Below are 23,426 nucleotides of genomic sequence, written 5' to 3'. Positions count from 1 at the left end.
GGTGAAAGCCACCGGCCTGTTGTGTCCCCCGAACGTCGTCAGAAATTGGCCCAGCTGCTGGTGCGCAAAGCCGCCGCTGTTGAAAGCATCAACCAGGAACATCGGGCCTACTTCTTCCGCCGTCAGGCCGGCGAGCCCATGGTGATTTCCAACGAACGCATGCGCGAAATGCTCGACGAGCTGTTCGACTAACGCAGCTGGGCCAGAAGGGGGCCGTACAGCAGCTGACACGCCTCCTGGAATCCGGCCTCATCCATCAATTGCTCCGCAGCGATCTCCGTGCCGAAGCAGAGCTGCATCACCGGGGTGGCCCCTTCCTCCTGCCAGGTCTTGCGGAAGTCCTGCGGCCCCTCCCCCGGTTTGCGCCGGTCTTTGGCCACCATCTGCCAGCCGCTCTTCGGGGGGACCGGCCAGCACCGCTCCAGCCCCTGTTGCGCCAGCCGCGCCAGCTGCTGCAGCTGGTGCTCGGCTTCAGCCGTCGGCAACGCCGACCAACGCAAGTGCACCTCGGCGCCGGCAACCCGGGTGCTGCGGGCCACCACCGCTGAGCCGGCAGCAGGCGCCAATCCCTCAGCGCAGAGCAACAGATGCTGCAACCAGCCGCGCATCACCGCCGCGGCCGTGAGCATGCCGGGCTGCACCACCACCTGGGTGTCGCCGGCGTAGAGCAGGGGCATCGGCAGGCCGGCGAGCACAGGCACCTCCCGGCGGCAGGGGCCAAGCGATGCCAGCTGCCGTTGCAGGGCCTGCCAACGCTGCTGCAGTTCCTCTTGCTCAAGGGCCGCACCAGCCCCCGCCGGCAGCACACCCTGACCCGCCAGCGACGTCGTCCAATCCGGAGCCGATCCAAGAATGAACTGCTCCTCAAGCTCGTGGTTGAGCAGCAAATAGCGCTGCAGGCCCTCCAACTCGAGCGCCTCAAGATCCTCCACCGCCTCAATGCCTTCCCCAGGCCGCAACCCCCGTGCCTGCAACCAGGCCTTCTGGGGCTGCTGCATCCAGGCCAGCAAGGCTTCAGGGTCCAGGGCCAGGTCGTCTCGGTCACGTCCCTCGGCCTCTACCTCGTCATCGACATCTCCATCGACATCGACATCGACATCGTTCAGGTCTTGCTGCCAGAGCGATGCCCAGGCCAACCCCTGGACCTGGTCCGACGCCGGAGCACGATCCAGGCAGCGCCGGGCCTCCAGCTGGCGGCGATCACAGCTGAGCGGCGCCTCGGGCCGAAAGTTCTCTCGGGAGAGGGGGTTGGCCGCCGGCGTGATCAACAATCCCTCCGTGGAGGAACCGGCCCGTTGCAACTGCTCCTGCAGCACCGCAAGCCACTGTTCCACTGGCGCAGCAGGCGGCTGGGGCTCACCGGTGCGCTCCAGCCGCCCGCACCAGCTGATCAGCAGATGACGGCGTGCCGACATCAAGGCCTCCAGCAGCACGTAGCGGTCCTGGTCGCTGCTGCGGGGATCCCCCAGACGCCGTTGCTGCTCGAGCAAGTGAAAACCAGGGCGGCGGCTCGGGCGTGGAAAGTCGGCGCTGTCGAGGCCCATCAAAACCACCACCTTGTGGGGGATCGCCCGCATCGGCTCCAGGGCACTGATGGTGAGGGCGCCACTGCGGTGACCGAAGCGACCACTGTCCACCGACAAGGCCTCCTGCAACACCTCCAAGGCCACGGCTGCATCGAGGTCCAGGGGGCAGTCTTGGGCTCGCAATCGCCACTCCTCAAGGGCCGCCGCCCAGCTCTGCGACTCATCGGCCCAGGCCCCACCCTCAGCGAACAGCTCCTGCAACAGGGTCTGCAGCAGCTGCACCCAGTCATGGCAAGGCCGGGGCTGTCGCAGGCGATCGAGCATCCGCGCCAAACGGTCCAGCAGCGTCCACCAGCGCACCAGGCGATCGGGATCCAGCTCCTGCTGGAACGGTGCCGCCCCTGCTGGAGCCAGGCCCGGCTCCACGGGCAGCACCAAGCCCAGCAGCCAACGGTCGAGACACCAACGCAGGCTGTGCACCTCATCCCCACCCCGCTCGCGGGCATCCAAGCCCCAGCGAAAACCGCTGCGTTGCAGCGTCTCGGTGATCAGCACCGCCTCCTCCGGCGTGAGTCCCTGCTGGCCCTGCAGGGCCGGATTGGCCAGCAGACGTTCCAGCCCCGTGGCGGTGAGGCGTGTGGCCGCCAGCTCCAGCAACGTGAACATCGCCATCGACAACCCCGGACTGCTCTGCTGACTGCGGTCAGTGAGACGCCAGGGCAAATCGACACCGATGGCCGCCATGTCGTTGAACACGGAGCTGAGCAGCGGTGCATAGCGCTCAATCTGCGGCGTCATCACCAGCACGTCGCGGGGCGCGAGATCGGGATCGGCCGCCAGCCACTGCAGGATGCGATCACGCACCAGTTGCACCTCCCGCCAAGGCCCCGGTGCCGCCTGAAACAACAGCGACTGATCGTCGGAGGAACGCTCCAGAGCGGGGACGCTGTCGGCATCCACCAGCTGCTGCTGAAGCTGATCGAGCAGGGTGGGTTGGCGCTCTTCCGCTGCGGCCATCTGCAGGGAACCTGCAAACAGATCCCCCTCGCGTCGCTCCCCCAACTGGGCTTCACCGGAGCCCTCCAGCAACTGCTGAAATTCGGCGCCCATCCGCCCAAGCACGGCCTCCAGGCGCGGCGCCTCCGCCAACCAGCCCCCGTCGGGCGGAACCAGCCAGTCATCCCCGAGCGAGGCACGCCGACTGCCGCAGCGCTGCCACAGATCCGGACACGGGGTGAGCAGGTAGATCTCCACCTCCAGCAGACCGGACAAGGCCTGAATCAGATCCACCTGCACCGGTGCCAGGGCACTGATGCCAAACAGCCGCAGCCGCTCCGGCAGCAGGACTGGATCAACGTCTCCTCGCCGGAGACGATCGACGGCCTCACGCACCTGCAGCCCAAAGGGAGCCCGGGGAAGCCGTTGGGCCAGCAGTCGCCAGAGCACGGGCTGCCAGTCGTCATCGGGCCGCGGCCGTTTCCACTGCTCCAGTTGATCGGGGCGGTAGAGGGCGTAATCGTCCATGGCATCGGCGATGGTGCGTGCCAGCTGCCAACGGTCCCGCGTCAACCCCGAGGCGGTTCCTTCACGCTGGGTAAGCCAGGTCCGTAGCGGCTGGGCGACGGGCTGCTCCAACAGCTCCGGCAGCAGCTCGAGCACAGCCCACACCAGCTGGCCCGCTCTCCAGGGATCGTCCTCCTGCGCGGGGAGATGCAGCACCTGGCGCACCAGCTGCCGCAGGCGACTACCCGGGAAGGGGAAGCGCACAAGGGAACTGATGCCGTTGGCCGTGGCCAGCTGTTCCCCCAACCATCGGCTGGTGGGCCAGGTGTTGACCATCACCTCCACCGTTTCAAGGGGGGCCGGCTGCTGCTCGATCAACTGACGGGAGAGCAAGCGAGCCAGAAATTCAGCCCTGTTGCTTCGATAAACCGTCAGCAAGGGCCAACTCCAGCCAGCACGGCATCGGTTGCAGCTCCTTCAACCTGAACGACCGCATCGGTTTGCGGGCAGTAGGCCGATAAACAACCGCCGTAGACCGCACCGGTGTCGATCAGAACAATCGCGCCAAGGCGTTCCACCTGGAGACGGGGCGTATGGCCCACAACAACCTGGCCAAAACGACCGTCATAGGCCTCCCAGAAGGGATCACGAATGGAGAGGTCCGGTTGACCCGCTGCATCGAACCCGGCATGGGTGGCGCACCAACCGTCACCGCGATAGACGAGCGGGAGCTGTTGCAGGCGCGGCAACCATTGGCGAGCGCTGCTGTCGCCCAACTGGGCATAGGTGGCGTGCTGACTCAAGCCGTCCCTGGATTCCAGGGCATCAATGAGGTCTTGCTCATGGTTCCCGCGCAGCCACGTGGCACGGCCGGCCTGGACCAGATCCCAGACCAGATTCATCGTGGCGGGAATGGCCTCACCACGGTTGATCACATCCCCGCAGAAGACCAGATGGTCGTTCGGCGGCAGGGTGGCGAGCAGTTGGCATAGGGGCTGATGGCAGCCATGCACATCTCCAATCACCCAGTGCCGGCGGCTGTGCAGGTTCAAAGCAACAACCTGGAGATGCGTCAATTCTGATGCTCAGCCAGGCAGCGCCAAGAATCCGGCATGCAGATCAGAACAAACCGAGAAAGCGCTTGCGTTCCTTGGGTTGGTTCGGGTCTGGCTTGGGTTTTTCGGGGGTTTCCCTGCGGTAGCGGGGCTTGGCATCACCAACGGTGACCAGGGGATCGTTGTTCTTGAACCAGATCCAGTCGCGAATCGGCGGCGTCTCCGTGAGATCACGGCGGGTCAGCCCCAACCCCAGCTTGGCCGAAGCCCCCAGCAGGATGTCCACCATCGCGTCCCCGTCGGGACAGGTGGCCAAGGCCTTGTTGGTTTTCTCCGCACCATCGAGGGCCTGCACCAGGAGTGCAATGCGCTGCTGAACGGGAAGGGAACTGGGATTCATCAGACGGCACTGGCAAGGGCATCGGGAATCCCCGCGGAGGGAGCTTCAAAGGTCCCCACAGCCACGTACTCCAAACGGAGTTTGAGGAAGGTGATGAAGGTGGGATCGGTGGACACCACAGCGGCAGCGGGCTGGGGAATGGTTGCCTTGAGCTCAGCCAGCTCAGGAGAAGAGAGGAAAGCCGGTTGCTTCACCAGCCAGAAATCGATGGTCTTGCCGGTTTCGGCGTAGTTGCGTTGGCGCTCCCGCAGCACTTCCTCCAACGGCTCCTCCACGGTGAGGAAGCGCTCGCTGGCTGCAACGAAGTGATAGGTGGTCATCCGGGCGCCTGTCCGAAAAGGGGATCAAGGCGGGGATTCTGAACCAAGACCTTCATATCCCGCACAGCCTGTTGCAGTCCGACGGCGACAGAGCGGGCCACGATCGTGTGGCCAATGTTGAGTTCTTCCATCCCAGGGATGGCCGCGATGGGCTCAACGTTCTGATAGGTGAGGCCATGGCCGGCATTGACCCGCAGACCGAGCTGCCGGGCGATGGCCGTGCCCTCCTGCAAGCGCGCCAGCTCCTGGGGCTGGGTGCTCCAGTCGGCATCGGCATAGCGCCCCGTGTGCAATTCCACCCAGCAGGCCCCCGTTGCTTTGCTGGCCTGGAGCTGGGTGGCCTCCGGATCCACAAACAAGCTCACCGGAATCCCAGCGGCCTGAAGGGTGTGCACCATTCCCCCCAGGGAGGCCTCTTGTCCGGCCACATCCAGGCCCCCCTCCGTGGTGACCTCCTCCCGCCGTTCCGGCACCAGGGTGACCATGTCGGGCTTGATCCGCAGCGCAATCGCCACCATCTCCTCGGTGGCGGCCATTTCCAGGTTGAGGCGGGAGCGCACGGTCTGGCGCAGCAACTCCACATCCCGATCTTGGATGTGACGCCGGTCTTCCCTCAGATGCACGGTGATCCCATCGGCGCCACCGAGTTCGGCCAGCAGTGCCATCGACACCGGGTCTGGCTCGACGGTCCGCCGCGCTTCACGGATGTTGGCGATGTGGTCGATATTGACGCCGAGGCTGGCCATGACGGGGCAGTCGTTGGCCGGATCCTATGCAGCTTTGCCTGGGGGATTTAGGTTCTCAGGCATCGAATCCGATCAGCCCGTTGCAAGCGGCCCTGGCGACCCGAGAAAACAGCCTGCGTGTCGGCATTGACAGGTTCTGGGCCCCCCTGGCGATGTTCACCACCCAGGATCTGGCGCTGCGCTTTCAATTCCGTGAGCGTCTGGTGCTCAACCCAGAGCACCTCCCCCATCAGGGCCCGGTGCTGCTGGCACCGACGCACCGCGCCCGCTGGGATGCCCTGATGCTGCCCATGGCCGCCGGCCGTCGGGTCAGTGGCCGCGACTGCCGCTTCATGGTGACCACCACCGAAATGCGGGGGCTGCAGGGCTGGTTTCTGCAACGGCTCGGCTGCTTCCCGGTCGACCAGGGACGGCCCTCGATGACAACCCTGCGTCTGGCCATCGACCTGCTGGCCGACGGACAGCAAGTGGTGATGTTCCCCGAAGGCAGGATTCACCGGCAGGACGCGGCGATTGAACTGCGGCCCGGCCTGGTGCGTCTGGCCCAACTGGCCCAGAGCCGCGGCGTTTCCGTTCCTGTGGTTCCCGTTGGCTTGGGCTACAGCCAGGCCCCACCACGGCCCTTCAGCCGGGCAGCGCTCTGTTTCGGGGCACCGCTCAGCGTTCCAGCCAAGGGAGATCGCGACGCGACGCGGCAGTTCAACATCGAACTCGCTGCAGCGATGCATACGGCTGAACAAGCGGCCCGTGCTGCCGTTGGCCGACCGCTTCGGAGCTTCTAAAGTCCGCGCACGTTTTCTTGCTGGTCTCATGGGTTGTCGCGCATTGCTGACGACTGCTGCACTGGTGGCAACCCTGGGCGTCACCGCAGCTCCCGGCATCGCCCAAACCTCAGCCGAGAACCGCGTTCTGGCTCAGAGCCAGGGTGGATTCAACCCGACGGCCGTTCGTTCGATGCTGGCTGAGGGCGATGCAGCAGCCAGCCGTGGGGACCTGGCCGAGGCGCGGGCTGATTACGACAAAGCCCGCAAAGCCTCCAAGCAGCTCCTGGCCTTCTATCGCGACCTGAGTGGTGCCTTCCGGGGGCTTGATGCTCGGATCCCCCGCGAGATGGACACCAAGGGCCGTGAAGCCCTGGAACTGCTGGCGGAAACCAACCTCCGCCTGGCAGCCCTGTTCCGCCGTCAGAACCAGCCCGAAGTGGCTGTTCCGGTGCTGGTCGAGGTGGTCAAGCTGATGACGCCGGCCAAACCCCAGGGTCAGAAGGCTTATCAGAGCCTGCTGGAACTGGGCTTCGTTGAAACCGAATTCCGGGGTGCATCGGCTGCCGGCCAATGAGCCGGTCTGTCAGCATCTGAGCCAGTCCCCTTTTGCACAACCGCCGCCATGGTGCAGCCGGATGCCGTTGAAGCCGCAATCCAACAGGTCATTCCCGACGCCACCGTCACCGTTGAAGACCTCACCGGTGGCGGTGATCACCTCCAGGTGACGGTGGTGTCGTCTGCTTTTGCTGGCCTTTCACGCATCCGGCAGCATCAAATGGTTTACGGCGCGCTGCAGCAGGAATTGGCCAGCGAAGCGATTCACGCCCTCGCCCTCAACACCTCAACCCCTTCGGACGCTGCGTCCGCTTAACGCCAACTCACGTTCAACGATGGACACCTCCACCAAAGCTCGCATCGAAACTCTGGTCGCATCCAGCCCGATCTTCGTGTTCATGAAGGGCTCCAAGCTGATGCCCCAGTGCGGATTCTCAAACAATGTGGTGCAGATCCTGCACTCCCTCGGTGTGGCATTCGAGACATTCGACGTTCTCTCTGATCCAGAGATTCGTCAGGGAATCAAAGAGTTTTCCAGCTGGCCCACCATCCCCCAGGTGTATGTGAAAGGGGAATTCATCGGAGGCTCCGACATCCTGATCGAGATGTACAACTCCGGTGAACTTCGCGAAAAGCTGGAAATCGCTCTCGCCAGTTAACTCAATAACCCTGGGGTTGGCGCATATACAAGCTGCTCACATCCCCGTCAGGACCGATAAAGCTGGACGGATCCATGATCCAGCGATCGATCAGTTGTTCGAGGCGATGCTGAGAGCGTGGATCAAGCGATCCTGACTTCCGCAATGCATGCAGGTAGCCGTCGGAATACAGCCGTAGCTCCGACGGGGTGTGGTATCTCGTCGTCAGCTCCTGACAGGCATCGCAGAGCGATTGGAAATGACGGATGGCTTCAGGGTCGTCGAGTGATGTCATGAGATACAACAGCAGCCCCTGCTACCAGCCTGCCAGGAATTTCGGCTTAGCGTAGGCGTGCCCGGGCCGATCCAGTGACCTCCACTCCCCACGACCTCACGGCGGAAGCGTCTGCAGCTAGCAGCGATCCGGTGGTGATGCCAAGCGCAAACACCGGTCAGGAACCTTCGCGAGTGTTGGTGGTCGAGCCGCACCCCACCCTGCGCACGGTGCTGGTGCAGCGGCTGCGTCAGGACGGTCATCTCACCGCAGCAGTGGCCAATGCCGCTGAAGCTTTGGAGGTCTGTCAGGAACAGTCACCCGATCTCCTGGTGAGTGCAGAACTGCTGGAGCGCAGCTCCGCCCTGCGTTTAGCGGAGCAGCTGCGTTGCCCGGTGATTGTGCTGACTGCACGGGCCGGAGCCGAACCGGTGGTGGGCCTGCTGGATGACGGTGCAGACGATGTGCTGCGCAAACCCTTTGGCCTCGAGGAACTCGCCGCCCGCTGCCGCACCCTGCTCAAGCGGGGGCACAGCGGCCTGCAGGAGCGGGTCACCGTTGGTCCGCTGGAGGTGCATCTGCTCCTCCGTCAGGTGACGCTGCGGGAGCAGCCGGTGGAGCTCAGCCCCCGCGAATTTGCCCTGCTTTGTGCGCTGTTGATGCCGCCTGGGCTGGTGCGCAGCAGACAGGAACTGCTGCGAATGGCCTGGCCTCCCTTCAGCGGTGGCCCCCGTTCGGTGGACACTCAGGTGCTGACCCTGCGCCGCAAGCTGGAGCAGGCCGGTCTTGGCGAGGGCGGTGGAATCACCACCGTGCGTCAGCGGGGCTACCGCTTCAGCCTCGACAATCTGCCGGCCAGCTGAATCAAGTGAATTCATTCCAGTCAGCGACTGGAATTCTGGGGTCAGGGTTCATCAACGCCACCCCGAAGCAACCTTGATGCTCAAGCCCTCGGAAGAGCCTTATTCGTCTTGTGATGACGCAGGGCCTGCTTCAGCTGAGCCTCTTTGGTCGGGACCAGATGGTGCGAGGTCACCCAACCCCATTCACAGAGGTGATTCACGCAAACTTTGAGCTGAACCGTGCCGCAGGGGAGGTTGGTGAGTTCGGTTGTCATCCGATCGGAACAACTGCATTGATTTCAACGTCTGAGCGCCCCATGGCAACGCCGGACATCTGGACAAAATCAAGAGTTGTTTGCAGGCGTCTTCATTGCTTGATCAGCGCAGCCGGGTCAACATGGCGCTGTCGACACCCGGGAGCCCCCGCCGTGATCGGATTAACCAGGCTGTATTGCAACCAGGGCGAGAGATTTCTCCTCATCGATGTTGCCTCTGAAGAGGCTCCGAAACGGGCCGAAGAGCTGCTCAACGACGGCTGGGAGATCGAAGCGGCAATACCGGTCTGAAGCGAGACAGCGTTTCACGTCCGGATTGAGAGTGGCTGGTGGGATGACGTCCCTGGAATGGGGGAGCTGCGCTGGTGAACAAATCCCTCAAATAGGGGAGTTTTTCTGAGACAGGTACGGAGATGGTGTGCGCAGAGAGGAGAACACGATGCTTCCATTGCTCACCATCGCCCACATACAAGTGGATTGCTGATGCCTGAACGATGGCGTCGGGGAGCCTGATGCCTGCCAAGGGCGTCTCTGAGACAGGCTGAAAGCCTTACAAGACCCGTCAAGGGAAAGCAGGGAGGCGTTGATGTTGTCGCTATCCATCTCCCGACCAAACCTCAAACACTCCACCCCGTCAGCCATGGCGGGGGTTTTTATTGCATACCCAGATGAGGGATGCGATCCGTTGAAAAAATCCCTCAACTCAGGGAGTTAATTCCCTGTTGGAACGGAGATGGTGTGAATACAGGGCTGAAGCCCACAGATCAAGCAAGGAGGAATGATCATGAAAACCACAACCATCGGAATCGCCATCGGCACAGCAATCGCTGCTCTTGGTCTTGCGATCACTGCTGTTCCCGAAGCCAAGGCGGGTGGTGTTTATTGGAACAACAACGGTGGAGGCGGTGTCGTCATCAATCGCGGTTACACCTACGGTCCCCGCGGTTATTACAACTACGGACCGAACCATTACAGAGGTCGCGGTGTTGTTGCAGGTCCCAATGGTGCCTGTGCTCGCGGTTACTACGGTCGTGGTGGATGCGTCCGTTACTGATCCATCGATCGATAGCAAATCAAGCCATTTCACCCCGTCAGCCCTGGCGAAGTTTTCTATTGAAAGAAACAGCTCTGATCAGCCTGGATAACCAGCCGGCAAACTGATCCAGCCCTGGGCCAGCGCCAGAGACGTGACCAGTTCGCCGGCGATCATGAGCACGGCCAATCCAGCCAAGAGCTGATACGTCCAGGGCGGGGTCAGACGCCCGATGCCCTTTGTCGACACAGGGGTGTTGGCGGCCAGCAGCTCCAGGAATCGATCGAAGCGCTCAATGCGTTGCGGCAGGAGCTGGTGGCGCAGATCGGCTGCCTTCACGTAATACACCGTTCCCCCCTGACTGGTGCCAACGGGAACCAGGGCCCGAATGTCCTGCCAACGCATGGACCAGCCGCGCCGCAGCAACCAGCGGATCCAGGCGGGGTAACGCACCTGAATGCCTTCGGCATCGGTCTCCACCCGTTCACTCAACAGACCGATCACCAACACCAAGCCCAGCAGCAGCCCTGCCACCATCAGCCAGCTCGACTCCGCAGGGGCCAGCAATGGCAAGGGCAGCACCAAGGCCCCATACAGGCTGAGCAGGGTGAAGCGGATCAGGGGCGATAACCCGAAACGTTCGATGCCGTTCATCGGTCGTCTGGAGAACCGGGCAGCGGTTCAATCAGTTCAGACGGTTGGTAGGTGCCACAAAACACCTCCTGTTCACGCCCCTTCCAGAACTGACCGAGCCGCATCAGATCGGCATGGGCCTCCTGCACCTTCTCGAGGTAGAGCTGAGGATCCATCGAGTCCTTTGCTTCCTTGAGCTTCTTGATCCGCAGCATCTGCAGATTCCAGGGCTTGGTCAGCTCGCCCCTCTGCTCGAGGTAGCGGGCCAGATCGTCCGACGACGGCTGAAACTCAGGCGGCATCCCAACTCCTATAGACGATCACGCTAGGAAGAAGATCAGGCCGGCAGCGCCCAGGGGTTAAGACCGAGGTCGGCCCCAACCCGATGGGCACAGGCAAACCCACTGAAGGCCACAGCGTTGAGGCCCTGGCCGGGGAAACAGGAATCACCCACGCAATAGAGGTTTTTCAGGCCCGTGCGGTTGAACGGCATCGGCAGCAGTCCCGGCAATTGCATCGCCGGAATCGGGCCGTAGCTGCCCTGAAAGCGACCCAGAAAACGCCGGTGACTGCGGGGCGTGCCGATTTCCTTGTGGGTGATGGCATCGGCGAGGCCGGGAAGGATCGCCTCCAGGCGCTGGATCAACCGTGCAGCATCCGCCTCCTTTTTCTCGCGGTACTGGCTGGGGGTCAGTCCCTGCCAGGCCTCCATCGATGAGGGCGTGAAGGTGTGAACGATGTGATGCCCCGCCGGGGCCAGATCCGGATCCAGCAGCGAGGGCATCGACACGAAGATCACCCCCTGCTCGTCCTCCATCCGGTTCCAGTCTTCGAGCAGGAGGTGATGGCAGTGGGTGCCGGCCGGAATCAGGTCAGCCCGAACCCCCAGATGCAGCGAAAGGAACGAAGGGGAAGGCACATAACGCTTGCGCCAGAACTGCTCCTTGCCCGGCGTGTGGGCGGCATCCACCAGGGCCTGGCCGGAGCGGCGCTGCTCATCACCCGCTCCCGAGAAGGTGTCCCAGCGGGTTGCATTGGAGATCACACGCTTGGCACGGATGACCTCGCCATCGGCCAGCTTCACGCCAACCGCCTGATCGTTCTCGATCAACACCTCGGTGACTCGGGCCTTGTAGCGAATGGCGCCGCCGTGACGTTCCAATCCCTTCACCAGCTTTTCGGCGATCACGCCGACGCCTCCCTTGGGGTAGTTGATCCCGCCCGCATGCCGATCGGAAAACACCATGCCGGCATTGATCATTGGCGTGCGATCCGCCGGCATCACCGACCAGCAGAAGCACTCGATGTCGATGAACTTGAGCAGCTGCTCATCCTTGATGTGTTCGCGGGCCACCGCACCGACGTTGAACGGCAGCCAGCGGGCCAGCCCCAGACAGGCCAGTGGTGCCTTGAAGAACACCTTGGTCAGGTAGGCCGGATCCTCCAGCGAGAGAAGCGGCATGGCATCGAGGCAATTGAACACCTGCCAGCAGGTGTCGTAGAAGCGGCGGATCCCCTTCGCCTCATGGGGAAACCGCGCCGTGAGATCGGCGATGAACTGCTCGTAGTCGCGATCCACGGCGATGCGCAGCCCACCGGGCATGTGGTACTCGAGCTGGGCGGGGTCGGGGATGGTGTCGCAGTGCTCCCCCACATCGGCGAGGGCCCGGGTGAGCAGGTTGGTGAAACCCTTCTTGCCAAAGCCGAAGATCATCGAGGCCCCCACATCGAAGGTGTAGCCCTCGCGTTTGAAGGCACCACCACTGCCGCCGGGGATCAGATACCGCTCCAAAACGAGGGTCTTGGCTCCCTTGGCCGCCAACTGACTGGCGGTGACCAAACCACCGATGCCGGAACCGATCACAACGGCATCCCACTGCTGGTTCTCGCTCATGGCATCACTTCTTTGGGGGTGACGCTAAGGGGCCGTCTGCGGCCTTGGATCCTGGCGGTGAATCGGCGGCATCACCGTGAGGATCACCTCAGAGCGCACCGGACGTCCGAGTTCGGCACTGCAGCGGGCATCGATGTGATGGCGCAACCCATCAATCACCCGACTTTCCTGGGGCTGCAGCGGATTGATGTAAACCACGACAAAGGCCGTGCGGCCGAGCTGCTGCACCGTGAAATCCATCATCTGCAGCTGAAGCCCCACCAGCTCCTGCATCAACACCATGCGGGTGCGCTGGAGCACATCCGGGTCAGCAGCACAGCCCGCGGCCTGGGCCATGGCATCCCGCAGCGCCGCCAGCGGTTCGCGCAGCAAGGCCAGGCTCACCGCCAGCACCAGCAGGGCATCGGTAATCGGCGCAAGGACAGACAACGGCGTTGCCAAGAGCAGCGGCGACGCCAGCAAGGCCAGCCCCGTGGCCAGGGTGATCACGGCATCGATCCGGGCATTGCGGGCCTCTGTGAGCAGCAGCAGCGACACACGACCCGTGCGGCGCCAATCCCGGCGGTGCCGCCAGGCCAGCAATCCACACAGTGCTGTCATCAAAGCGGTGTAGAGCGCCACCGGCTCCAGATGCAGCGGCGCAATGCTGTTCCCCCGCCACCAATCGATCAAGGTGGAGCAGGAGCTGCCGACGCCAAAGCCGATCACCCCGAGCAGCACCAGGGAGCGAAACAGCACATACAGGGCTTCCTGGCCTTCGTAGCCGTAGGGCCAGGCTCGATCCGGTGGCCGCACCACGTTGCGGCTGATGCGACTGGCAATCAAGGACGACCCCACCAACACGGCGGAATAAAGGCCGTCCAACAGCAGGGCCGAGGATCCGGTGAGCACATGGGCGGAAAACCCAGCCAGGGCCATCACTGCGTTGGCTCCAACACCGAAGCGCAGGGAGCGCTGTTCGATCCGGCGAGCCTCCGCAGGGGTTGTCATGCCGTCACGGTCTGGGGTTGGAGGGCCCGCATCGGCTCCAAGTCCTGCAGGGCACGATCGCGGTAGGCGCCATAGCGCGCTCGCTTGTCACGAATGCGTTCCGGCAGCTCCGGCAACAAACCGAAGTTGGGGGGCATCGGCTGGAACTTGGCCGTTGGTGCCTCGCTGACGAAATGGGTGAGGGCTCCACTCATGCAGGTGGCCGGCAAATCAATGGGCTCCAGGCCCAGGGCCAGCCGGGCCGCATTGGTGCCGGCCAACCAGCCACCGGCCACGGCGGCGGCATAGCCCTCGGTGCCGGTGATCTGGCCTGCCGCCAGGAGGTTGGGGCGCTGGCGGAACTGCAGGGTGGGCTGCAGCAGCTGCGGCGACTCCAGGAAGGTGTTGCGGTGCATCACCCCGAAGCGCACGAATTCCGCCTGGCCCAGCCCGGGGATCATCTGCAGAACTCGCTTCTGCTCACCCCACTTGAGATTCGTCTGGAAACCCACCAGATTCCAGAGGCGCCCGTCCTTGTCTTCCTGCCGTAGCTGCACCACCGCGTAGGCGCGCTTGGCCCGGCGCACATCGCGATCGTTCACATCGCCCCAACGGGGGTCCCAGAGCCCGATCGGCTTCAGGGGGCCATAACGCATGGTGTCTTCACCACGACGCGCCAACTCCTCAATCGGCAGGCAGCCTTCAAAGAAGGTGGCGTCGTTTTTGTCGAAGTCTTTCAGTTCCGCCTGTTCCGCCTCCAGCAGGGCCTGGCGGAACGCCAGGTACTGCTCCTTGTCCATCGGACAGTTGATGTAGTCGGCATCCCCCTTGTCGTAGCGGCTGGCGCGGAAGGCCACCGACAGATCGATGCTGTCCCCATGCACGATCGGACTGGCCGCATCAAAGAAGTGGCAGTCGGCACGGCCGGTGAACTGGCGCAGATCCTCCGCCAACGGTTCACTCGTGAGCGGCCCCGTCGCCAAAACGGTGATCGCATCATCCGGCGGTAGAGCCTGCTGCTCACGCCGTTCAATCGTGACCAGAGGATGCTTGTCGAGAGCTTCCGTGAGGGCAGCGCTGTAGCGACCGCGATCCACGGCCAAGGCTCCGCCGGCCGGCACGGCATGGGTGTCGGCCGTGCCGATCACCAGAGAGCCAAGCCTGCGCAGTTCCTCCTGCAGCAAGCCTGCGGCACGGTCGCTGCTCAGAGCGCCAAAGCTGTTGCTGCACACCAATTCAGCGAAATCACTGCTGTGGTGCGCAGGGGAGCGTCGAATCGGACGCATCTCCACCAGGGTGACCGCAACTCCTGCTCGGGCGATCTGCCAGGCCGCCTCAGTACCGGCCAGACCGGCACCAAGAACGGTGACATGAGGAGATTGAGACAACCGGCTGCATCAAGCAGCCTTCAGCCTACGAAGCTCGCTTGCCTGGATCAGGCGCGGCTGCGCTTGAGCATCAGCTGCAGTTGACCCACAGCCGCACGGCCGATGTTGAAAGCAGCCCAGCTGACGGCGGCCAGGATCGGGGCAACCACCAGGAACAGGCGGGCATCGATACCCAGAACCTGGCCCGTGGTGATCACGCTGAAGGCCGAGTAACCGACGATCACCAGGATGAGGACCAGACCGATGGCAACTCGGACCATTCTTGAAAACGGAAATCTGTGTCGTCGATCTTACGGACTTCTCCGTTGATCCCACGACCTTCCTTGAAAGCTGATCGAATTCGCAGCAATCAGAGGAGTGCGTTCAAGGCCTGATCTGGGCGTGGGATGCCGCCAATTGCGCGTAGCGCCGGGCATGGCAGCGCTGTTCATCAATCGCTTCAGGCGACAACTCCCGCTTCACCGCCGCTGGCGCACCCATCACCAGGGTTCCGGGAGGCACATCCTTGGTAACAACAGAACCAGCAGCCACCAGGGCGCCTGCACCGACGGTGACGCCATTGAGAACGATGGCCCCAATGCCCACCAGGCATCCATCCTCGAGCGTGGCGCCGTGGATGACAGCCCTGTGCCCCACGGTGACGTCATCACCAAGGCGAACCGGCTGTCCGGGATCGCCATGGAGCACGGCACCGTCTTGAACATTGCTGCCCGCTCCGATGCTGATCTGCTCGAGATCACCGCGCGCAACGGCCGTCGGCCAGAGGCTGCTGCCCGCTGCCATCTGCACATTGCCAATCACGACGGCGGATTCAGCAACCCAGGCGTTGGCATCAATCTGGGGATCGAGCCAGGGCTTGGAGCCAGTCATGGCCATGGTTCAGCAACCACCAGTCTCCCCGGCGACCTGAGTGATAACCTCATTTGGTGCCGAAATGGCATGCCCAAGCGGGCACGGGTCGCTAGCTCAGCGGTAGAGCATCCGGCTTTTAACCGGCTGGTCCTGAGTTCGAATCTCAGGCGACCCATATCCACGATTTGATGTCGTCTCGTGACTCAACTGAGCCGACGACCGAGCGGCTGTTAGAAAGCCGTGAATCTCTGATCAGGCCAACAGTTCAGATGGCGTATTTCGCATTCTTTGGCGTCACGATTCTTCTGGCATTGCTGGGTGGTTTGTTTTCTCGAGTGGCCGCAGAGCGCTATTGGATGTGATCGGCGGCAGAGGCTTCAGCAGACGTGGCTGAGGTTGATCTCGCCGTTATCGGTGCAGGACTTGCTGGCTGCAGCCTGATTGGCCGGCTCCAGCAGCTGGGATCCGATCTCAACATCGCTTTGATCGAGGCCGGCCGGGGTCCAGGTGGACGCACGGCCACCCGCAGGAGACGCGACAAAAGTGACTGGCTGCTCAACCATGGAGCACCGGGGTTCAATCTCAGTGAATCCATGCTGGAGGGCATGGATTCACTGCTGAAGCCATTGCGCTCAGCAGGTGTGCTCCAGCGGGACGAGCGAGCTGTGCTTTCCCTCGATGTCGAAGCCGGTTTGTCGCCTGCCACCAGCCCAAACGCCTGTCCAAATGGTGGATGGTGGCATGGTGTACCCAGCATGGCCAGCATCTGCGAGGCGCTTCTCGATACGGCTGGCACCGCACAACTGAGCCGTCAGTTCGAAGCCCGTGTGCGCTGGTTGGAGCGACGCCGGGACCATTGGCTGCTGGAGAACGAGGATCGAACCTGGAGCCTCAGGGCCAAGCGCCTTGTGCTCAGTGGAACCCTGCTGGCCCATCCCCGCTCACTGAAGATGCTGGCCTGGGATGACGTCCCCCTGCGCACAGCCGTTGCAGAAGGCGTGGATGACGACCTCGACAAGGCATTGAGCCTGCTGCAACACAGCCAAGCCGAAGCGCGCTGGAACCTGATGGTGGATCTGGGCGTGCTCGCGCTCAAGGCGGAGGAGCTTCCCGCTCAGATCTGGTTGGACGACGCCGCAAAGGCGCGCTGGAAGGTGGAACGCCTCGCGCTGCAGCCGCAAAGCGATGGACGCTGGGGGCTTGTGGTGCATGGATTGGATTCCGGGGAAGCAATCACGCCCGAAAGCCAGGGGCACCTGCTGGCTCAGGAGCAACAGCGCCTGGTGGAGCTGTTGCCCGAACTGCTGCAAGCCCTCCCGGTTGTTTCAGCTGCATTGAACCAGGCGACGCCGTTGGGTGTGATGCGCTGGGGGGCATCACGGCCCCTCAACAACCCCTTGCCACAAGAACTGCAGTGGTGCCCCACCAGCGCCGTGGGGTTCTGTGGCGACTGGATCGCAGGGCCTGGCTTCGGCCGAGCGGAGGGAGCGATCAGCAGCGGCGTCAACCTGGCTGAACAGCTGCACGCTGACCGCTAATCTCTATATGCGCCGGGGAGTGGCGCAGTTTGGTAGCGCGCTTGCTTTGGGAGCAAGATGCCGCAGGTTCGAATCCTGTCTCCCCGATGCGATCAAAAACCAGTCCCCAGCTGGTGTTTAAACCGTCCCGCAAGGGGCGGTTTTTTATTGCTCTCCCTGCTCAAGCAAGCTGCTTGAACGGGCTTCTCACTGCGCGGTGGCGCCAGAAATCCCAAGGTCCCCACCCTCGTCCAAGTCGCAGAGGTGGACAACGGCCATATCAACTGACTCAACGCTGACCTGGCCACCCACATCGCGCCAAGGGCCTGAATTGAAATTGCGCCTGTTAAGCCATCCAAGGATTTGTAACAGGCTGAACTCTTTGTCTCAATTCGCCTAGTCGGGACTCATCTTGTTGTCTATTTGTTGGATCAGCGGAGATCAAGAACATGAAAGGAACAAAGACCAGACTCACCACCGCTCCAGAGGGCTTCGAGTACTACAGGGTTTGCGACCAGGAAGGTGTCTGCCAAGTCGTCAGAGGCATGTGGGCAGCACAGCACCTCACAGAAGACATCCGTGAACTGAGCGCCACCAAGACAAAGTATTCAGATGATTGGGTTTAGGACTCTGAACGACAACCCGCTTCTTCCCCCCATACAAGGGCGATGGCATACGCCAAAAAGAGGAGATTGAACAAATCGAAAGAGCACTGGCAGCTCTGACGACCACCGAAGAAAAGCCCTGAACGAATCGACAGGACTTTGATCTTCGTGATGAAGAGATTCCTGGTGCCGTCACGCGCCGGAGTTTTTTCTTGCCCCTACCAGCAATGAAAGCGGCTCCGTTGGTGGCTCAGATGATCTCTTTACGGCCAGCCTTGATCTTGGCTTTGGCAGATACAAGACCAAAAATCAGCAGGATCAGAAGCCCCACATTCACGCCAACGAAAAACATTGTGTCCATGACTTCAAGATGGCTTTGCTCGTCATAAGGAAAGCGAACAAAACAGCCCATCGGTCAAAAGACTCATTCAGCTCCGAAGAAAGAAGAAATCTTCGGCTGATCTTGGGAGATCTGGCGAGACCAACTACAACTGCCAATCGCCATCGCCATCAGTGCAGTCCTTCCCTTGCAACTCTTGCAAACGCGCCAAGAGCTCTGGATCACCAACAATCTGCCGGCGGCATCCGTCTTCACCCATGTACGTCAGATGCCCATCGGCATCGATGACCAGCGCGGTCATGGGGGTAACTGGAGACGTCTCGTCGATGGCGATGCGCTCCTTCTTCAGATCCACCCAGTCTGCGTCCTCTAAGCGCACAAGCCCAAAGCCATGAACAAACCAGACAGTGGTGGCAGCCGCCTGGGCAGCGTTACTCTACGAAGGGTGCGATGGACTGGCACCTTTCCAAACGCGTGACTGAACAACAAGGCAAAGACAGGGCCTACTGGATTGATGAGATCGCCTTCCTGGAGGCACGCTTGAACGGCAGTCAGGGTGACATCGACAGCGAAGACCGAGCGGCCTGCGAGGAAGCCCTGAAGGCAGCGAAAGCGAACTTGGCTGCCTCTCGGTGAACCCGAGGCTGACGGAGGCCCGAGCAACAACTAGGGTTTGAAGGTGAGAGGGAGACCTCTTCGGGCGTGGTTGCTTGATTTGGTGGGTGGTGTCACGACCTACTGCCTCTCTCACACCTCTTGATCAAGGCTGAACCAGGCCCCTCTCCTTGGCATAACTCTTGTAGTGATTGGGAAATTCATCGGCAAGCCGAGCAAGTACATCACTTGAAGAGCCCATTTGCTCGTTCACTTCATCAAAAACTGATGCAAAACAGCTCTCACACCTGATTTCAAGACAAAGCTCATCCCAGCTCGTGCCTTGTTTGTTGAAACTGGCCACAAGCTCTTTAAAGGTCACGAGAAACAGATTGTTCTGCTGCGGACAAGCTTAGAGGCAATGACAACAACCAATTTGATGCCGAATGAAATCAGGATTGGCATAGCCTGATGGCACATGGCTTTGATGAACCAACATTCAAGCGATGAAACGATTGCTTCAGCTGCTTCGGCGATGGACTGGCCAACGGGAGAAACCCCCATTGCATACACCCGAAGAGTTGGAGTGCTTTAAAACAGATGCGATCGACAATCGCGGCAAGCACTACTGATGCAGGGGGCAACTGAACTGGCACTACTCGCCCTGGCGTTTGTCGGGCTTCAGCTCTGGTGGCTCAGCAAGGTCTTTTTGAATCGACCCCGGCAGCCAAGGCCACTGGGCAACCCCATGAGGGCGAATTCGCTTCAAAACGAGCGAACTGCCCTGCAAAAGATCTTTGATCAATCCTGAGAACCGCCAAACCTTGGGATCGAACTAGGGACAAACACCGATGCCTGATGCGATCTGAACAATCAGCGTGGTGCATCAGCAACAACAGCCATGGCACTGATTTGTTGTGCGCACTGTGGTCACATGCACTCGAGCCTGAGAGGGGACTGCCCCCAGTGCCATCAACAGAGGCGCCTATGGTCGCCCCAGGCGTTGTCAGAACGGATCAAACCAACGCCGATCAACACCAAGGAGTGACCACCATGGCCTTTGAAGCCCCCCCCAGCAGAGGGACGTCAGTGCATCCGCTGCGGTGACATCAAACCTCTGAATTTCTTTGGCTTGGATCAACAGGAGTGCCGGAACTGTGAATCAAGTCGATGCCAACAGGGCATCAAACAAAACGCCGATGATTCCGTCGAGGAGGCTTGAATCAAACCGAGCCTCAATGAGCATATGCACCAATGTTCAATTGATATCCATGGGCTATCACATGGGTAGCGTTGCAAAGAGGTGTCATGGGCAAGGTTCTGTCAGCAGCAAAGTGGTCATTCGAACTACTTGGCCAACGCATCACTGCACTTCGTCTTAAAAAGAGCTTTTCAGAATCAAGGATTTACAGCGACTGGGCTTATGACGAATCACAGATGAAAGAGGCCGATTTTGGCAAGCGTGAGCAGAAATCTCATCTCGAATACGATTGCTGAAGCCACAAGCTGATTCATCAGAACCAAAAACAGCGGCTTAACAGGCATCCACCCAAAGCATTGAATGGCGAATTGACCAGCCTGAGAGAAAGGTTGGCAATTTGCGTCCAAGTCTCCTAGAACGCTGTTCAGCATCGTTGTTGTAATGGCCTTGATTCCCCGCTGGCAGTTCATGACTGACAGCAGCAAAGCCATGGTGCAGCGATCTACGATCACACTTGTGGTCGTCCTGATTGGATTAACACTGCTGCGCGCAATCTTTCCCTGGATCCTGCTTGGCCTTGCCCTTTATGGTGCCTGGTGCCTGTTGAACCGGAAATAACCGATGAGCGATGACTCAACCCGAGCCAGACGCACGCTTTATCTCTGGGCCCTTGGCCTCAACGTTGTCGCTTGGGGCGGCTACCTCGTTCTAACCAAAGTGATGGGTATCGATTTTGAATCGATTCGGCAAGCCAGATTGGCTGGTTGAGGTCCCATCCCCCAAGATCGATCTCACTGGTTCGACCACTGCGTTATTCCGAGATGCACACGTGACCGGATAAGAATCCTGATTCCCCTGGCACAAATCTACGCGATCGCGTCATAACCTCCTCTTAATGAGAAGGCTGCTTCGTGAATCGCCCCCTAACGCAAGACTTCGAGGCTGATCCGTCCCCAAGAAGACGCGATCCGAGAGCTTGACCAGACAGAAAACGGTGCAGCGGATCTGCGGCCAGGCCCTTGTGTGGTTTGGAATCGCTGTTCTCGGGGTCTCTCTTTATAAATTCATCAGCGCTTTTTGGCTTGATGCTTCGCCTTTGCCTGAGTTGCAACTTGGTACAGCTGGCTTGATCTTGGTCGCGGCAGGACGAATTTTTCGCAACTCAGCATTCATAACAACACTGCTGTCGGAAAACAATCCTTCAGCACACGCAAGACGAGCTTTTTTCATGCTCACCCTTGCATCATTCCTCATCGGCTGCGTTGTTTTAGTGAAACTTTCTTTTCAGGACATTTATCGCTACAAACGCCTGCTTGGCGAAGGAGGAATTCTCGAGTATTCACAAGCCCTGATTCTTTTTACATCCGCTTGGATCGGGTGGCTCATCTCCAAAGATTTCCGCCAGCGCTTGTCCATGCGCCTGCATTCAGTGGTTTACGCGATCATTGCTTTCGTGATGCTGCTGGTTGGCCTGGAAGAGATTGCCTGGGGGCAAATCCTGTTCGGCTGGAAAACACCTGAGGACATCGCTGCAGTCAACGCCCAAAACCAGACAACGCTCCACAACCTTGAATTCTTCCAGAATTACCTCGACCTCAATCTTTTCCTGGTTTCGGTCGTGCTTTTGGTGTTAGTGCTGTGGCGGCCTTCAATTCGAAGGATGCGCACAACGATCCTTGATGACGGTCGGATTCCCAACAGCAACTTTTTCATTCCGCGATACTTCTGGCCCCTCTTCTTCTGCGCGGCATTTCTGTCTTACTTCGTGGCGACAGAGTCGGGAACGGAGCTTGTGATCAATATCGATCAGGAGTGGGCCGAATTTCTCCTCTATCTCGCTGCTGGTCTGAACTTATTGAGAACCTACATCCTTCTTGGCAACGCTCAACCGCAACCAAGCCACTGAACAACTGCTCAATGCGCCCGGCCTCCGCCTTGCCACTCTCCAAGCAAGGGGCTCAGGTGCAGATGCATAGCTGACCTGATCCAGCCTCAGCGGACTTGATCCACAGGGCACCAAGGGTATAAATCGACTGGTGCAGACAAAAAAACCGCTCCATCCCCGGAGCGGCTCAATAGCCAAGGCAATCCCCATCACCCGGCGATCTGCACCAATCTTTGATGCGATGAAAAAATAATACCCACCAAACACCAGATGTAGTGGACGTCAACACTCACTTAAGACTCTGGTGAACATGCGTGAAGTGGCCAGATAACGCAACAGCAGCACTGCATCCAGTGCAAGGGAGCCCGCTTTGAGGAGACACTAAATCTGGAGAAGGAGGTCCAAACCCCTCGGAACTGTGATGCTTCATGCTGAAGACATCCTTAAAGGAGAAGCCATGATTTCTGGCCCATCCTGCCCATTGCGGCTGGGAGTTCTCGATAGTCCCGACTATTGGACTGATGACGCACTGATGTCTGCAGTGCGTCCATTGAATCCAGAGGAACTTCACCACCTGGCCGTTGGATCCCAACAACGAAGGAATCAACAACGCGGTGTTCGCACCACCCGTTCATTCAATTCCGGCGGCTGAACGCAGCCAGGAGTTGATGAATCGGCTCGACAAGCTTGTCGACCCAGGTGCCTGAGCGCCGACCAGCAGGCCGCTGCAATGCCGAGGCATGCAGCATTGGCCCATTGGAGCCATACCCCTCAAAAGCAATCAAAGCGTCTTGAGCTCCCTGCAGCTCCTGGTCGATTCGACGGGAGGAGAAGCGGCTGTGGGCTCGGTTTCGCGACGTTGACATGACTGGAGCGGTTGCACCTACATCCGGTCTGGCTACGGACCGAGCTGCTTGGCAGCAATTGGTGATGCTTCTTAGGGAGCCCAAGCACCACCCATTTACAAACCGTTACAATGGGCTTAATATTTCGCAACTTGACTACGAGCAATGGCTTCTTCAACTCCCAACGACGACTGGTTCCAAAGCGCCGCAGCAGCTCAAATCCGCAGCGAGCGTTTCGAACGGGCAGAGCTCCTCAATGGCCGCGCCGCCATGATCGGCTTCGTGGTGGGCGTGCTGACGGAAGCCCTGACGGGGCACGGGATCGTGAGCCAGATCACCTTTGGCGTGTTCGGCTGCAACTGAATCGATCAGGCCAATGGGGCAGAACGTGCCATTGAAATCACGCGCTCCTCACCCCATTGGCCGTCGCCAAGCTCTGACATATTCCATTTTTTGGGTTGAAACGCTTGATATTGCAGGCGTTTTGCGATAAAAGGTTATGAATCGGTTATGAAGAGATGAAGACAAGTACTGCCCATTCACGCCTCGAGTCCCTCCAGCTCGCTGCTGAAGAGTGCCTGACCCGCGATGAAGCTCAGAAGATCTTGAGGAAGGCAGACAAGGCCCACGCCAAGCTCGAGTCGTCCGCAGCCCCCTTCCACCGCCCCAAGAACTGACAGGCACCTCAAGCCTGCAGCAGACGAAGAAATAAACCCTCTTACTCATGAACTGGAGTGTGTCCATCCACTCCAACGCCCATCAAGCCAACGCG

General features: G+C 60.5%; 30 protein-coding genes and 2 tRNA genes. 14 read left to right on the top strand and 18 right to left on the bottom strand.

Annotated features, from left to right (window positions below):
- Positions 1-21: 21 nt before the first annotated feature.
- Positions 22-192 carry a hypothetical protein gene (locus tag DXY04_RS12480; RefSeq protein WP_006851171.1) on the top strand — a complete coding sequence of 57 codons (171 nt, stop codon included), beginning with the start codon at positions 22-24 and terminating at the stop codon, positions 190-192.
- Here DXY04_RS12480 and DXY04_RS09180 read toward each other — a convergent pair.
- The 5 genes from DXY04_RS09180 to DXY04_RS09160 form a co-directional block, all read right to left on the bottom strand.
- Entirely contained in the window at positions 189-3,467 is a 3,279-nt protein-coding gene (locus tag DXY04_RS09180) for an exodeoxyribonuclease V subunit gamma (RefSeq protein WP_115161826.1), read from the bottom strand. The genes DXY04_RS12480 and DXY04_RS09180 overlap by 4 nt on opposite strands.
- The gene (locus tag DXY04_RS09175; RefSeq protein WP_115162208.1) at positions 3,461-4,081 is read right to left on the bottom strand and encodes a metallophosphoesterase; all 621 of its coding nucleotides are present in this window, start codon (positions 4,079-4,081) and stop codon (positions 3,461-3,463) included. Before DXY04_RS09175 ends, DXY04_RS09180 begins: the two co-directional genes overlap by 7 nt.
- Before the next feature lie 67 nt (positions 4,082-4,148).
- The gene (locus tag DXY04_RS09170; RefSeq protein WP_115161825.1) at positions 4,149-4,484 is read right to left on the bottom strand and encodes a hypothetical protein; all 336 of its coding nucleotides are present in this window, start codon (positions 4,482-4,484) and stop codon (positions 4,149-4,151) included.
- Positions 4,484-4,804, bottom strand: coding sequence for an MgPME-cyclase complex family protein (locus DXY04_RS09165; protein WP_115161824.1), 321 nt, complete (start codon positions 4,802-4,804; stop codon positions 4,484-4,486). The genes DXY04_RS09170 and DXY04_RS09165 overlap by 1 nt, the downstream gene beginning before the upstream one ends.
- Positions 4,801-5,550 (bottom strand): pyridoxine 5'-phosphate synthase, encoded by a 750-nt coding sequence (locus tag DXY04_RS09160; RefSeq protein WP_115161823.1) that lies wholly within the window; start codon positions 5,548-5,550, stop codon positions 4,801-4,803. The genes DXY04_RS09165 and DXY04_RS09160 overlap by 4 nt, the downstream gene beginning before the upstream one ends.
- A gap of 26 nt (positions 5,551-5,576) precedes the next feature.
- On the opposite strand from DXY04_RS09160, the gene DXY04_RS09155 reads away from it, so the two are divergent.
- Genes DXY04_RS09155 through grxD form a run of 4 tightly spaced genes read left to right on the top strand, consistent with a single transcriptional unit; the run spans position 5,577 to position 7,528 of the window.
- Positions 5,577-6,332, top strand: coding sequence for a 1-acyl-sn-glycerol-3-phosphate acyltransferase (locus DXY04_RS09155; RefSeq protein WP_170951384.1), 756 nt, complete (start codon positions 5,577-5,579; stop codon positions 6,330-6,332).
- 28 nt (positions 6,333-6,360) lie between these two features.
- Entirely contained in the window at positions 6,361-6,888 is a 528-nt protein-coding gene (locus tag DXY04_RS09150; RefSeq protein WP_115161822.1) for a hypothetical protein, read from the top strand.
- A gap of 48 nt (positions 6,889-6,936) precedes the next feature.
- On the top strand, positions 6,937-7,185 hold the full coding sequence (locus DXY04_RS09145; protein ID WP_115161821.1) for a BolA family protein: 249 nt from the start codon (positions 6,937-6,939) through the stop codon (positions 7,183-7,185).
- Between the two features lie 19 nt (positions 7,186-7,204).
- On the top strand, positions 7,205-7,528 hold the full coding sequence (grxD, locus tag DXY04_RS09140) for a Grx4 family monothiol glutaredoxin (protein ID WP_115161820.1): 324 nt from the start codon (positions 7,205-7,207) through the stop codon (positions 7,526-7,528).
- 1 nt (position 7,529) lies between these two features.
- Here grxD and DXY04_RS09135 read toward each other — a convergent pair whose 3' ends face one another.
- The gene (locus DXY04_RS09135; protein WP_115162206.1) at positions 7,530-7,802 is read right to left on the bottom strand and encodes a DUF6761 family protein; all 273 of its coding nucleotides are present in this window, start codon (positions 7,800-7,802) and stop codon (positions 7,530-7,532) included.
- Between the two features lie 74 nt (positions 7,803-7,876).
- On the opposite strand from DXY04_RS09135, the gene DXY04_RS09130 reads away from it, so the two are divergent.
- Positions 7,877-8,644, top strand: a complete 768-nt coding sequence (locus DXY04_RS09130; protein ID WP_115161819.1) for a response regulator transcription factor — start codon at positions 7,877-7,879, stop codon at positions 8,642-8,644.
- A 1,038-nt stretch (positions 8,645-9,682) separates the two neighbouring features.
- Complete coding sequence (locus DXY04_RS09125) at positions 9,683-9,952, top strand: hypothetical protein (RefSeq protein WP_136975385.1); 270 nt, start codon at positions 9,683-9,685, stop codon at positions 9,950-9,952.
- A gap of 78 nt (positions 9,953-10,030) precedes the next feature.
- Here DXY04_RS09125 and DXY04_RS09120 read toward each other — a convergent pair whose 3' ends face one another.
- The 7 genes from DXY04_RS09120 to DXY04_RS09090 all read right to left on the bottom strand — a co-directional run bounded on the left by DXY04_RS09120 (position 10,031) and on the right by DXY04_RS09090 (position 15,691).
- A complete protein-coding gene (locus DXY04_RS09120; protein ID WP_115161817.1) occupies positions 10,031-10,585 on the bottom strand; it encodes a hypothetical protein in 555 nt (184 codons plus the stop codon).
- Complete coding sequence (locus DXY04_RS09115; protein ID WP_115161816.1) at positions 10,582-10,866, bottom strand: hypothetical protein; 285 nt, start codon at positions 10,864-10,866, stop codon at positions 10,582-10,584. Before DXY04_RS09115 ends, DXY04_RS09120 begins: the two co-directional genes overlap by 4 nt.
- Positions 10,867-10,901: 35 nt before the next feature.
- The gene (gene crtH, locus DXY04_RS09110) at positions 10,902-12,458 is read right to left on the bottom strand and encodes a carotenoid isomerase (RefSeq protein WP_115161815.1); all 1,557 of its coding nucleotides are present in this window, start codon (positions 12,456-12,458) and stop codon (positions 10,902-10,904) included.
- Positions 12,459-12,482: 24 nt separating this feature from the next.
- Positions 12,483-13,448, bottom strand: coding sequence for a cation transporter (locus DXY04_RS09105; RefSeq protein WP_115161814.1), 966 nt, complete (start codon positions 13,446-13,448; stop codon positions 12,483-12,485).
- Positions 13,445-14,815, bottom strand: a complete 1,371-nt coding sequence (gene trmFO / locus DXY04_RS09100) for an FADH(2)-oxidizing methylenetetrahydrofolate--tRNA-(uracil(54)-C(5))-methyltransferase TrmFO (RefSeq protein ID WP_115161813.1) — start codon at positions 14,813-14,815, stop codon at positions 13,445-13,447. The genes DXY04_RS09105 and trmFO overlap by 4 nt, the downstream gene beginning before the upstream one ends.
- A 47-nt stretch (positions 14,816-14,862) precedes the next feature.
- Positions 14,863-14,985, bottom strand: a complete 123-nt coding sequence (locus DXY04_RS12170; protein ID WP_025362202.1) for a photosystem II protein Y — start codon at positions 14,983-14,985, stop codon at positions 14,863-14,865.
- Positions 14,986-15,178: 193 nt separating this feature from the next.
- Entirely contained in the window at positions 15,179-15,691 is a 513-nt protein-coding gene (locus tag DXY04_RS09090; protein ID WP_115131999.1) for a gamma carbonic anhydrase family protein, read from the bottom strand.
- A 79-nt stretch (positions 15,692-15,770) separates the two neighbouring features.
- On the opposite strand from DXY04_RS09090, the gene DXY04_RS09085 reads away from it, so the two are divergent.
- The 4 genes from DXY04_RS09085 to DXY04_RS09075 all read left to right on the top strand — a co-directional run bounded on the left by DXY04_RS09085 (position 15,771) and on the right by DXY04_RS09075 (position 17,292).
- A tRNA-Lys gene (locus tag DXY04_RS09085) sits at positions 15,771-15,842 on the top strand.
- A 13-nt stretch (positions 15,843-15,855) separates the two neighbouring features.
- The gene (locus DXY04_RS12375) at positions 15,856-16,029 is read left to right on the top strand and encodes a hypothetical protein (RefSeq protein ID WP_170950646.1); all 174 of its coding nucleotides are present in this window, start codon (positions 15,856-15,858) and stop codon (positions 16,027-16,029) included.
- A gap of 24 nt (positions 16,030-16,053) precedes the next feature.
- Entirely contained in the window at positions 16,054-17,205 is a 1,152-nt protein-coding gene (locus tag DXY04_RS09080; RefSeq protein ID WP_115161812.1) for an NAD(P)-binding protein, read from the top strand.
- A gap of 13 nt (positions 17,206-17,218) precedes the next feature.
- Positions 17,219-17,292, top strand: a tRNA-Pro gene (locus DXY04_RS09075).
- Positions 17,293-18,039: 747 nt separating this feature from the next.
- Here the strand turns inward: DXY04_RS09075 and DXY04_RS12165 are convergent.
- Positions 18,040-18,201: a hypothetical protein gene (locus DXY04_RS12165; protein ID WP_170951383.1), complete on the bottom strand. Its 162-nt coding sequence runs from the start codon at positions 18,199-18,201 to the stop codon at positions 18,040-18,042.
- A gap of 73 nt (positions 18,202-18,274) precedes the next feature.
- Positions 18,275-18,508, bottom strand: a complete 234-nt coding sequence (locus tag DXY04_RS09065) for a hypothetical protein (RefSeq protein WP_244278641.1) — start codon at positions 18,506-18,508, stop codon at positions 18,275-18,277.
- A 95-nt stretch (positions 18,509-18,603) separates the two neighbouring features.
- Between DXY04_RS09065 and DXY04_RS09060 the strand changes: the two genes are divergently transcribed.
- A complete protein-coding gene (locus DXY04_RS09060) occupies positions 18,604-18,765 on the top strand; it encodes a hypothetical protein (RefSeq protein WP_244272388.1) in 162 nt (53 codons plus the stop codon).
- 124 nt (positions 18,766-18,889) lie between these two features.
- On the opposite strand, the gene DXY04_RS09055 is transcribed toward DXY04_RS09060, so the two are convergent.
- Both DXY04_RS09055 and DXY04_RS12160 read right to left on the bottom strand, forming a co-directional pair.
- Positions 18,890-19,105, bottom strand: coding sequence for a hypothetical protein (locus DXY04_RS09055; protein WP_114987852.1), 216 nt, complete (start codon positions 19,103-19,105; stop codon positions 18,890-18,892).
- A gap of 1,049 nt (positions 19,106-20,154) precedes the next feature.
- Positions 20,155-20,415, bottom strand: coding sequence for a hypothetical protein (locus DXY04_RS12160; RefSeq protein ID WP_170951382.1), 261 nt, complete (start codon positions 20,413-20,415; stop codon positions 20,155-20,157).
- Between the two features lie 485 nt (positions 20,416-20,900).
- Between DXY04_RS12160 and DXY04_RS09035 the strand changes: the two genes are divergently transcribed.
- The gene (locus DXY04_RS09035; protein WP_136975383.1) at positions 20,901-21,830 is read left to right on the top strand and encodes a pectate lyase; all 930 of its coding nucleotides are present in this window, start codon (positions 20,901-20,903) and stop codon (positions 21,828-21,830) included.
- Between the two features lie 614 nt (positions 21,831-22,444).
- Here DXY04_RS09035 and DXY04_RS11825 read toward each other — a convergent pair.
- Positions 22,445-22,675, bottom strand: a complete 231-nt coding sequence (locus DXY04_RS11825) for a hypothetical protein (RefSeq protein WP_115010180.1) — start codon at positions 22,673-22,675, stop codon at positions 22,445-22,447.
- 144 nt (positions 22,676-22,819) lie between these two features.
- On the opposite strand from DXY04_RS11825, the gene DXY04_RS09030 reads away from it, so the two are divergent.
- Entirely contained in the window at positions 22,820-23,017 is a 198-nt protein-coding gene (locus DXY04_RS09030) for a chlorophyll a/b-binding protein (protein ID WP_115010181.1), read from the top strand.
- Positions 23,018-23,426 lie beyond the last annotated feature (409 nt).

Origin of the sequence: Synechococcus sp. UW86 (assembly GCF_900474085.1) — a bacterium.
Taxonomy (GTDB): Bacteria; Cyanobacteriota; Cyanobacteriia; order PCC-6307; family Cyanobiaceae; genus Parasynechococcus.
Note: the sequence above shows the minus strand (reverse complement) of the source record. Positions and strands in the feature narration are given on the sequence as shown.

Excerpts from the sequence above, each read along its gene's own strand:
- DXY04_RS09170 (WP_115161825.1), bottom strand. The coding sequence starts at position 4,484 with ATGAATCCCAGTTCCCTTCCCGTTCAGCAGCGCATTGCACTCCTGGTG.
- DXY04_RS09165 (WP_115161824.1), bottom strand. The coding sequence starts at position 4,804 with ATGACCACCTATCACTTCGTTGCAGCCAGCGAGCGCTTCCTCACCGTG.
- DXY04_RS09160 (WP_115161823.1), bottom strand. The coding sequence starts at position 5,550 with ATGGCCAGCCTCGGCGTCAATATCGACCACATCGCCAACATCCGTGAA.
- DXY04_RS09155 (WP_170951384.1), top strand. The coding sequence starts at position 5,577 with ATGCAGCTTTGCCTGGGGGATTTAGGTTCTCAGGCATCGAATCCGATC.
- DXY04_RS09150 (WP_115161822.1), top strand. The coding sequence starts at position 6,361 with ATGGGTTGTCGCGCATTGCTGACGACTGCTGCACTGGTGGCAACCCTG.
- DXY04_RS09145 (WP_115161821.1), top strand. The coding sequence starts at position 6,937 with ATGGTGCAGCCGGATGCCGTTGAAGCCGCAATCCAACAGGTCATTCCC.
- grxD (WP_115161820.1), top strand. The coding sequence starts at position 7,205 with ATGGACACCTCCACCAAAGCTCGCATCGAAACTCTGGTCGCATCCAGC.
- DXY04_RS09135 (WP_115162206.1), bottom strand. The coding sequence starts at position 7,802 with ATGACATCACTCGACGACCCTGAAGCCATCCGTCATTTCCAATCGCTC.
- DXY04_RS09125 (WP_136975385.1), top strand. The coding sequence starts at position 9,683 with ATGAAAACCACAACCATCGGAATCGCCATCGGCACAGCAATCGCTGCT.
- DXY04_RS09120 (WP_115161817.1), bottom strand. The coding sequence starts at position 10,585 with ATGAACGGCATCGAACGTTTCGGGTTATCGCCCCTGATCCGCTTCACC.
- DXY04_RS09115 (WP_115161816.1), bottom strand. The coding sequence starts at position 10,866 with ATGCCGCCTGAGTTTCAGCCGTCGTCGGACGATCTGGCCCGCTACCTC.
- crtH (WP_115161815.1), bottom strand. The coding sequence starts at position 12,458 with ATGAGCGAGAACCAGCAGTGGGATGCCGTTGTGATCGGTTCCGGCATC.
- DXY04_RS09105 (WP_115161814.1), bottom strand. The coding sequence starts at position 13,448 with ATGACAACCCCTGCGGAGGCTCGCCGGATCGAACAGCGCTCCCTGCGC.
- DXY04_RS09090 (WP_115131999.1), bottom strand. The coding sequence starts at position 15,691 with ATGGCCATGACTGGCTCCAAGCCCTGGCTCGATCCCCAGATTGATGCC.
- DXY04_RS12375 (WP_170950646.1), top strand. The coding sequence starts at position 15,856 with ATGTCGTCTCGTGACTCAACTGAGCCGACGACCGAGCGGCTGTTAGAA.
- DXY04_RS12165 (WP_170951383.1), bottom strand. The coding sequence starts at position 18,201 with ATGGGCTGTTTTGTTCGCTTTCCTTATGACGAGCAAAGCCATCTTGAA.
- DXY04_RS12160 (WP_170951382.1), bottom strand. The coding sequence starts at position 20,415 with ATGGCTTTGCTGCTGTCAGTCATGAACTGCCAGCGGGGAATCAAGGCC.
- DXY04_RS11825 (WP_115010180.1), bottom strand. The coding sequence starts at position 22,675 with ATGTCAACGTCGCGAAACCGAGCCCACAGCCGCTTCTCCTCCCGTCGA.
- DXY04_RS09030 (WP_115010181.1), top strand. The coding sequence starts at position 22,820 with ATGGCTTCTTCAACTCCCAACGACGACTGGTTCCAAAGCGCCGCAGCA.